We start from the raw sequence: 1,241 nt of genomic DNA, 5'->3' as shown, positions 1-1,241 counted from the left end.
GGATATAATAGAATCGCATGCGTCTAAAGTTCCGTTTATTGAACTCAAAGCTACATTTGTAAATGCTTTTGAGGCTATCTCCTATCTGCAAAACAATAAAATCGATTTAATTTTTCTAGATATAAAGATGCCCGATATTAGTGGCATTGATTTTTTGAATAGCCTAACGAATCCTCCAATGGTTATTTTTACAACCGCATATTCTGAACATGCGGTTAAGGGTTTTGAACTAGACGCTGTAGATTATTTATTAAAGCCATTTTCACTTGCCCGCTTTTTAAAAGGATGCAACAAAGCTCAAGAATTCTATAATCTTAGAAATAAGACAGAAAATGAAGAGCAACCTGCTGCCATTTTTATTAAAGACGGCTATGAGCAAATAAAGGTACAAATTGAAGACATATTATATATAGAGGCTTCGGGTAACTATACCCTTATTCACCTTGCAAACAAGCCACTTCTTAGTACTCGGATCCCTATAAGTGAAATGCTCCTGTTGCTTCCTGCAAAATCATTTATTAGAACACACCGCGCTTTTATAGTTTCAAAGGACAAGATTAGTAAGTATGATCGCACTCAAATCTGGATTGGCGAGCAAATTATCCCAATTGGGGTAACTTATAATCAATGTTTAAGGGAATTACATTAAATTTATCTTACAATAGTTAGTCAACTTGTCTTAACAAGTACTATCATTGTATTTATTTTTTAAGAGCTTCAATATTTATTAACTTAATATATGTTTAAATTATCTTTTAAACAACAAGTGTTAACAGGATTTGCTGTATCCTTGTTATTTGTTTTGGTATCAGCAATCACATCCTATCTAAGTATTGATAAGCTAAATCAAGATACAAAATGGCAGAGCCATACTTACGATGTGATCAATCTGATAAAAGACGTCGAGTTTCAGGTTTTAAACTCAGAAACCAGCATCAGGGGGTTTGTTTTGTCTGGCGACAAACAATACCTTAAGCCTTACGATGCCAATGCATCAAAGATTCTACCTACAATAGCCGAATTAAAGAGGTTAACAAATGACAACGCTGAGCAACAGATCAGAATTGATTCTCTAAACCAATATGCACACGCTAAAACTGAAGAGATGAAAGGGGTGCTTAGCGCTTATGAATCAAATGGGAAAGAAGCTGCCGTATCCCGTGTAATGGCAGGGCTAGGCCAGCTTTATAAAACTCAAATCTTAAAAACAGGCAACAAAATAATTGAAACCGAGCTTAACC

At 34.9% G+C, this 1,241-nt stretch carries 2 protein-coding genes; both read left to right on the top strand.

From position 1 onward, the window contains the following. The first annotated feature begins 4 nt into the window (after nt 1-4). A complete protein-coding gene (locus AC1DDX_RS27345) occupies nt 5-649 on the top strand; it encodes a LytR/AlgR family response regulator transcription factor (protein ID WP_477623027.1) in 645 nt (214 codons plus the stop codon). A gap of 90 nt (nt 650-739) precedes the next feature. Beyond that, nucleotides 740-1,241 (top strand): CHASE3 domain-containing protein (locus AC1DDX_RS27340; protein ID WP_477623025.1); only part of this gene is annotated, 502 nt, incomplete at its 3' end.

This window comes from Pedobacter sp. 10L46_2 (assembly GCF_056395165.1).
The sequence above is the reverse complement of the archived record's forward strand: the minus strand, read 5'-3'. Positions and strand labels throughout refer to the sequence as shown.